The 6,917-nt window shown below is 59.5% G+C and carries 5 protein-coding genes and 4 tRNA genes; 7 read left to right on the top strand and 2 right to left on the bottom strand.

What is annotated here, in order from left to right; genetic code table 11:
• Positions 1–54: 54 nt before the first annotated feature.
• Positions 55–1,251 (bottom strand): amino acid aminotransferase, encoded by a 1,197-nt coding sequence (locus tag CXK91_RS20255; protein WP_103457810.1) that lies wholly within the window; start codon positions 1,249–1,251, stop codon positions 55–57.
• A 293-nt stretch (positions 1,252–1,544) separates the two neighbouring features.
• Here CXK91_RS20255 and uvrB point away from each other — a divergent pair, with 293 nt between their 5' ends.
• The 7 genes from uvrB to CXK91_RS20290 all read left to right on the top strand — a co-directional run bounded on the left by uvrB (position 1,545) and on the right by CXK91_RS20290 (position 6,688).
• A complete protein-coding gene (gene uvrB, locus CXK91_RS20260; RefSeq protein ID WP_103457811.1) occupies positions 1,545–3,560 on the top strand; it encodes an excinuclease ABC subunit UvrB in 2,016 nt (671 codons plus the stop codon).
• A gap of 364 nt (positions 3,561–3,924) precedes the next feature.
• Positions 3,925–5,406: a glutamate--tRNA ligase gene (gene gltX, locus CXK91_RS20265; RefSeq protein WP_103457812.1), complete on the top strand. Its 1,482-nt coding sequence runs from the start codon at positions 3,925–3,927 to the stop codon at positions 5,404–5,406.
• A 167-nt stretch (positions 5,407–5,573) separates the two neighbouring features.
• Positions 5,574–5,649: transfer RNA gene (locus CXK91_RS20270), tRNA-Ala, on the top strand.
• Positions 5,650–5,724: 75 nt separating this feature from the next.
• Positions 5,725–5,800, top strand: a tRNA-Glu gene (locus CXK91_RS20275).
• A gap of 45 nt (positions 5,801–5,845) precedes the next feature.
• A tRNA-Ala gene (locus CXK91_RS20280) sits at positions 5,846–5,921 on the top strand.
• A 44-nt stretch (positions 5,922–5,965) separates the two neighbouring features.
• Positions 5,966–6,041: transfer RNA gene (locus tag CXK91_RS20285), tRNA-Glu, on the top strand.
• A 194-nt stretch (positions 6,042–6,235) separates the two neighbouring features.
• Complete coding sequence (locus CXK91_RS20290; RefSeq protein ID WP_103457813.1) at positions 6,236–6,688, top strand: acyl-CoA thioesterase; 453 nt, start codon at positions 6,236–6,238, stop codon at positions 6,686–6,688.
• A 138-nt stretch (positions 6,689–6,826) separates the two neighbouring features.
• Here CXK91_RS20290 and CXK91_RS23075 read toward each other — a convergent pair whose 3' ends face one another.
• Positions 6,827–6,916, bottom strand: a complete 90-nt coding sequence (locus tag CXK91_RS23075) for an IS3 family transposase (RefSeq protein ID WP_423833885.1) — start codon at positions 6,914–6,916, stop codon at positions 6,827–6,829.
• Position 6,917 lies beyond the last annotated feature (1 nt).

Below are 6,917 nucleotides of genomic sequence, written 5' to 3' on the forward strand. Positions count from 1 at the left end.
CAGGTTGGCCGGGCCCGCGTCTGGGGGCTCGAAGGGGGCCCCCGACAGGGCTAATCAGAGCACTTGAACGATGGCGTCGGTAACGTGGCCGATGTTGTTTCGGTTCAGTGCGGCGGCGCAGATTCGACCGGTGTTGATGGCGTAAACACCGAACTCGATACGCAGCCGCTCGACCTGTTCAGCCGTGAGGCCGGAGTAGGAGAACATGCCGCGCTGGGCTGCAACGAAACTGAAATCCGTCTTCGCACCTTTGGCCGCCAGTTGCTCGACCATGCTCAGTCGCAGTTCGCGAATGCGACTGCGCATCTCACCGAGCTCGGCTTCCCACATGGCGCGCAATTCCGGGCTGTTGAGTACCGAGGCGACGATGGTGGCGCCGTGGGTTGGCGGGTTGGAATAGTTGGTGCGGATCACGCGCTTGACCTGTGACAGCACTCGCGCGGACTCCTCGCGGCTCTGGGTAACCATCGACAGCGCGCCGACGCGCTCGCCGTACAGCGAGAACGACTTGGAGAACGAGCTGGAAACGAAGAAGGACATGCCAGATTCGGCGAACAAGCGCACGGCTGCGGCGTCTTCCTCGATGCTGTCGCCAAAGCCTTGATAGGCGATGTCGATGAACGGGACGTGATCCTCGGCGCGCAATACGTCGAGAATCTGCTTCCAGTCATCCAGGTTCAGGTCGACCCCGGTCGGGTTGTGGCAACAGGCGTGCAGCACGACGATGGAGCGGGGCGGCAGGTTCTTGAGATCCTGCAGCAAGCCGGCACGGTCGATACCGTGGTTGGCTGCGTCGTAGTAGCTATAGTTCTGCACTGGAAAACCGGCCGACTCGAACAATGCCCGATGGTTTTCCCAGCTCGGATTACTGATGGCGACCACGGCGTCCGGCAGCAGGCGCTTGAGGAAGTCTGCGCCAACCTTGAGTGCGCCGGTTCCGCCGAGCGCCTGGGTAGTTACGACTCGGCCTTCGGCGATCAGTGGGGCACTCTCACCGAACAACAGTTTCTGGACGGCAGCGTCGTAGGCAGCGATGCCTTCGATGGGCAGGTAGCCGCGCGGCGCGTTTGCGGCGATGCGGGCATGCTCGGCCTTGACCACGGCGCGCAACAGCGGAATGCGGCCTTCCTCGTTGTAATAGACACCGACACCGAGGTTGACCTTGTTCGGCCGCGTGTCGGCGTTGAAGGCTTCATTGAGGCCGAGAATAGGATCGCGCGGCGCCATTTCGACAGCAGAGAACAAACTCATGGTGAGGGGGCTCGAAAGAGTAGGGTGACTGATTTCACCACCCTCGCGTCGGCGCGCAGGGTGATGCGCAAACGGGGCGGTAGTATAGCGGCCATGCCTGCCGCCTGCGATATGCTACCGAGGTTTTCTGAGTGCTTTCGGCGCGTTTTTTGAGCAGAAGATGGGCGGTTGCGCAGCTTTTTCGCGGGTGCCGTCGATGGCCGATTTTCAACAGCTGGCCGCTGTCGTCGGTGCCGTTGTGCGGTCCTCGTCAATCCGGCTTCATGCTCGCGCACGTTTACTAGAGAGGCGAAATGTCCAAGTTCGAACTGGTTACGCGTTTCCAGCCGGCCGGCGATCAGCCGGAGGCCATTCGGCAGCTGATCGAAGGCATCGAGGCGGGGCTGTCGCATCAGACGCTGCTGGGTGTGACCGGCTCCGGCAAGACCTTCAGTATCGCCAATGTCATCGCCCATGTGCAGCGCCCGACATTGGTGCTGGCGCCGAACAAGACCCTTGCAGCGCAGCTGTATGGCGAGTTCAAGGCGTTTTTTCCGAACAATGCGGTTGAGTATTTCGTCTCCTACTACGACTACTATCAGCCGGAAGCCTACGTGCCGTCTTCGGACACCTTCATCGAGAAGGACGCATCGATCAACGATCACATCGAGCAGATGCGCCTGTCCGCGACGAAAGCACTGCTGGAACGTTCAGACGCGATCATCGTTACGACGGTATCTTGCATCTACGGTCTGGGTAGCCCCGAAACCTACCTGAAAATGGTGCTCCATGTGGATCGCGGCGACCGTCTCGATCAGCGCGAGTTGTTGCGCCGCCTGACAGGGCTGCAGTACACCCGTAACGACATGGATTTCGCCCGCGCGACCTTCCGTGTACGCGGCGATGTAATTGACATCTATCCTGCTGAATCGGACCTGGAAGCGGTGCGCATCGAGCTGTTCGATGATGAGGTGGAGAGCCTTTCCGCCTTCGATCCGCTGACCGGAGAGGTGATCCGCAAGCTTCCGCGCTTCACCTTCTACCCCAAGAGCCACTACGTGACTCCGCGGGAAACCCTGCTCGATGCCATCGAGGGGATAAAGGCGGAGTTGCGAGAGCGGCTCGACTATCTGCGTAGCCAGAACAAGCTGGTGGAGGCGCAGCGTCTGGAGCAGCGCACCCGTTTCGATCTCGAGATGATCATGGAGCTTGGCTACTGCAATGGCATCGAAAACTACTCGCGCTACCTGTCCGGGCGCGATCCGGGCGAGCCGCCGCCAACGCTGTTCGACTATCTGCCTGCCGATGCGCTGCTGGTGATCGACGAGTCCCACGTTTCGGTGCCGCAGGTTGGCGCGATGTACAAAGGCGACCGGTCACGCAAGGAAACGCTTGTGGAGTACGGTTTCCGCCTGCCGTCGGCCCTGGATAACCGACCGATGCGCTTTGACGAGTGGGAGGCGATCAGCCCGCAGACAATCTTTGTTTCCGCCACGCCTGGACCTTACGAAGCCGAACACGCCGGTCGTGTTGTCGAGCAGGTGGTTCGCCCGACCGGCCTGGTCGATCCGCAGATCGAGGTGCGCCCGGCGCTGACTCAGGTCGACGATCTGCTATCGGAGATCGGTAAATGCGTGGTCAAGGACGAGCGGGTGCTGGTCACCACGCTGACCAAGCGCATGTCCGAGGACCTCACCGACTACCTCAGTGACCACGGCGTACGGGTGCGTTATCTGCACTCGGACATTGATACCGTGGAACGAGTCGAGATCATTCGAGATCTGCGCTTGGGTACTTTCGACGTGCTGGTCGGCATCAACCTGCTGCGTGAGGGGCTGGATATGCCCGAGGTGTCGCTGGTGGCGATACTCGATGCGGACAAGGAAGGCTTCTTGCGCTCAGAGCGGTCGCTGATTCAGACCATCGGTCGCGCCGCGCGCAATCTCAATGGTCGCGCGATTCTCTATGGCGACAACATCACTGGCTCCATGCAGCGTGCCATTGATGAAACTGAGCGGCGGCGTAACAAGCAGATCGCGTTCAACGAGGCCAACGGCATTGTGCCGAGGGGCGTTAAGAAGGACGTGCAAGACATTCTTGAGGGCGCCACCGTGCCCGGCTCGCGCAGCAAGAAGCGTCGTGGTGAGGCCAAGGCAGCGGAGGAGAGCGCGCGCTACGAGAACGAACTGCGTTCGCCCAGCGAAATCACCAAGCGGATTCGTCAATTGGAAGAAAAAATGCTGACTCTGGCGCGCGATCTGGAGTTCGAGGCGGCTGCCGAGGCGCGCGACGAAATCCACAAACTGCGCGAGCGGCTGTTGCTCGTTTGAGGCGTTCGTAGCGGGCACTCGATGCACGACGCCCCGCTGGAGCCTGCAGGTCTAGGGTGGGCGCTTCTGGCAGGCCTGCGGCCTGCATCGCCGCGGGGCGCGCCTCCTACAGGTAAGGTCTGCTGGTTGCTTTTGTGGAAGGTCCCCGCTGAGGTGCTTTGCGCTTCTGGCAGGCCAGCGACCTGCATCGCTGCCAGGGCGCACCTTTTCCAGGGTGGATGGTGTGTGCTGTTTTGCGGGACGCCTGCCTCGGGGCTAGGCTAAAGCCGAATTTCCGCCTGGTGTTCGGGTGGAGCCCGTCATCGCCTGCCTGCTAACATTCGTCCCTTCGATTTCATATGTCCTTTTCCGTCCGAGAGCATCCATGACCACGGTCCGCACCCGCATCGCGCCTTCTCCGACCGGCGATCCCCACGTCGGTACCGCCTATATCGCGCTGTTCAACCTGTGCTTCGCCCGTCAGCATGGCGGTCAGTTCATTCTGCGCATCGAGGATACCGACCAGGTGCGCTCGACTCGTGAATCCGAGCAGCAGATCTATGATGCGCTGCGCTGGCTGGGCATCGAATGGGATGAGGGCCCCGACGTCGGCGGGCCGCATGGCCCCTACCGGCAGAGCGAGCGCGGCGAAATCTACAAGAAGTATTCGGACGAGCTGGTCAGCAAGGGCTACGCCTTTCCGTGCTTCTGCAGCAGTGAACGCCTGGATCAGGTGCGTGCCGAGCAGATGGCCAACAAGGAAACACCGCGCTACGACGGCCATTGCATGCACCTTGATCCGCTTGAGGCGCAGCGCCGCATCGGTGCTGGCGAATCCCACGTGATTCGCATGAAGGTGCCGAGCGAGGGCGTGTGTCAGGTGCAGGATATGCTGCGCGGTACCGTCGAGATCGGCTGGGACCGCATGGATATGCAGGTGCTGATGAAGGCCGATGGTCTGCCGACCTACTTTCTCGCCAACGTGGTCGACGATCACCTGATGGGTATCACTCACGTGCTGCGCGGTGAAGAGTGGCTACCGTCGGCGCCCAAGCTAATCAAGCTCTACGAGTACTTCGGCTGGGAGCAGCCGCAGCTCTGCTACATGCCGCTGCTGCGCAATCCGGACAAGAGCAAGCTGTCCAAGCGCAAGAACCCAACCTCGGTGACCTTCTACGAGCGCATGGGCTTTATGCCGCAGGCGATGCTCAACTACCTCGGGCGCATGGGTTGGTCGATGCCCGATGAGCGCGAGAAATTCACGCTGGACGAGATGATCGAGCATTTCGACATCAATCGGGTGTCCCTGGGCGGTCCGATCTTCGATCTGGAGAAGCTGTCCTGGCTGAATGGCCAATGGCTGCGCGAGTTGCCGGTCGAGGAATTCGCTGCGCAAGTGCAGAAATGGGCGTTCAATCCGCAGTACATGATGCAGATCGCGCCGCACGTGCAGCAGCGCGTGGAAACCTTCAGTCAGATCGCGCCGTTGGCGGGCTTCTTCTTCTCCGGTCCGCTGCAACTCGATTCTGCTCTGTTCGTCCACAAGAAGCTGGACGCTACTAAGGTGCGTCAGGTAATGCAGTTGATCCTGTGGAAGCTGGAAGCATTGCGGCAGTGGGAAAAGGATCGCATCACGGCATGTATCACTCAGGTGGCAGAACACCTGGGATTCAAACTGCGCGACGTGATGCCGCTGATGTTTGCCGCGATCACTGGGCAAGCCAGCTCGGTTTCAGTACTCGATGCCATGGAGATTCTTGGCCCGGACCTGACGCGTTTCCGCTTGCGCAACGCGCTCGAACTGCTCGGTGGCGCGTCCAAGAAGGAAGTCAAGGAGTGGGAGAAGATGCTCGCGACGATCGCTTAAGTGGGCGAACAGGGGCAATGCTGAGAGGCACGCGTTGCCGCCAGACGCCTTTCTACCGCTCGTCGGCGGTAAGTAGTTGTTCCTAATGCCAAAAAATCTTCGGCCCGTTCGAAATTGTTGTTGACACTGCATGGGGGCGCACCTAATATGCGCCCCGTCCTCGAGATGGGGCTATAGCTCAGCTGGGAGAGCGCTTGCATGGCATGCAAGAGGTCGACGGTTCGATCCCGTCTAGCTCCACCAATCTCGAAGAGCAGAATTGCCACCAACCTGTATTTGCGTAAATAAAGGAATACAGGTTGCGCTTGAAGGGTTTGCGTCCCCTTCGTCTAGTGGCCTAGGACACCGCCCTTTCACGGCGGTAACAGGGGTTCGAGTCCCCTAGGGGACGCCATTATTTCGCAATGTTTAACATTGCGCGTCGAGAGACGATAAATCTGGGGCTATAGCTCAGCTGGGAGAGCGCTTGCATGGCATGCAAGAGGTCGACGGTTCGATCCCGTCTAGCTCCACCAATCACGGCCTGTCGATAGGTTTTCGGTAGGTTTGCGAAGGTTTCGTCCCCTTCGTCTAGTGGCCTAGGACACCGCCCTTTCACGGCGGTAACAGGGGTTCGAGTCCCCTAGGGGACGCCATTTTTATTGCCCGTTTTGGGCTTCAAGGGGTCATCTTTCATGAGATGACCCTTTTTGTTTTGTCCGGTCGAAAAGTGGTCACCTGTTGGTACGTATGCTGAATGCCAGGCTATAGTGCGGCGCAACGGACGTGACTCATCCCGCTCGCTGCGGTTTCATAGGCCACCGCAATCAGCCATCGAGGCATCTACAGAATGAGCTGCTGGGATCAAGCGCAAACGTTCATCATCGACTTGCAGGTGCAGTCGGATGATATCGACGAACTCGGTCACGCCAATAATGCCGTTTACGTGACATGGCTCGAGCAGTGTGCATGGCAGCACTCGCAAAGCCTGGGACTGGATATCGGCGACTACCGTCGCCTGGATCGCGCCATGGCCGTACTGCGGCATGAAATAGACTATCTCGCTGCAGCTTACGAAGGTGATCTGTTGCAGCTCGGTACCTGGATTTCGGAATCGGATCAGCGTCTGAAGATGAAGCGTAATTTTCAGCTGATCAGGCCAGCAGACGGCGCTACGTTGCTGCGCGCGCAGACCACCTTTGTCTGTATCGAGCTCTCAAGCGGGAAACCCAAACGCATGCCGCCGGAGTTCATCGACGGCTACGGCAAGGCGCTGGTGCCGCCATTCCCGCTGGAGCTTTAAAGCGTGAGGTAAATCAGCCGCGTTGCTCGGGCTTCATCACATCGCTCTCGCGGCGCTTTTTCGCATCTTCGCGCCAATCGTCCTGTACTTCTTTTTTCATTTTCGGATTGAACTAGCCCCGGTTTCACGGACACCGGCCTAAGAGACAGCGTGTAGGCGCTCATACTCAAACGGCGTCATGTACGCCAGGTATGAATGCCGTCGCTGCCGGTTGTAAAAAACCTCAATG

The sequence above is a fragment of the Stutzerimonas stutzeri genome (assembly GCF_002909485.1).
In the GTDB taxonomy this organism is placed as follows: Bacteria; Pseudomonadota; Gammaproteobacteria; order Pseudomonadales; family Pseudomonadaceae; genus Stutzerimonas; species Stutzerimonas stutzeri_AH.

Excerpts from the sequence above, each read along its gene's own strand:
- CXK91_RS20255 (WP_103457810.1), bottom strand. The coding sequence starts at position 1,251 with ATGAGTTTGTTCTCTGCTGTCGAAATGGCGCCGCGCGATCCTATTCTC.
- uvrB (WP_103457811.1), top strand. The coding sequence starts at position 1,545 with ATGTCCAAGTTCGAACTGGTTACGCGTTTCCAGCCGGCCGGCGATCAG.
- gltX (WP_103457812.1), top strand. The coding sequence starts at position 3,925 with ATGACCACGGTCCGCACCCGCATCGCGCCTTCTCCGACCGGCGATCCC.
- CXK91_RS20290 (WP_103457813.1), top strand. The coding sequence starts at position 6,236 with ATGAGCTGCTGGGATCAAGCGCAAACGTTCATCATCGACTTGCAGGTG.